Here is a 266-nt window from a genome sequence, read left to right on the forward strand (position 1 = left end):
TGTTGTCGATCGTACTCGCCTGCAGCGTCAGGCTGCTGGCCGCCGTGACGGCTTCGATCACGCCGCTCGCGTTATTGAGTGCGCCACCCGCCGTCAATTGCAGGTCGCGTTGCGCCTGGATCGTCCCGCGCGCGTTGTTGACGGCGCCGGCGACCGCCAGCTTGGCGTCGCCACTGGCCAGCACGCTGCCGCCCTGGTTGCTCATGCTCTGGCTGGCGATGACGATGCTGGCGCCGCTGTCCTTCAGCGTGGCGATCTGGCCGCCA

General features: G+C 68.4%; 1 protein-coding gene. It reads right to left on the bottom strand.

Annotation, left to right across the window (positions count from 1 at the left end):
• Positions 1-266, bottom strand: a 266-nt coding sequence (locus KVP70_RS33675) for a hypothetical protein (RefSeq protein ID WP_217946773.1), incomplete at both ends; no start/stop codon positions are given.

This window comes from Duganella violaceipulchra, from assembly GCF_019166075.1.
GTDB classification, from domain to species: domain Bacteria; phylum Pseudomonadota; class Gammaproteobacteria; order Burkholderiales; family Burkholderiaceae_D; genus Rugamonas; species Rugamonas violaceipulchra.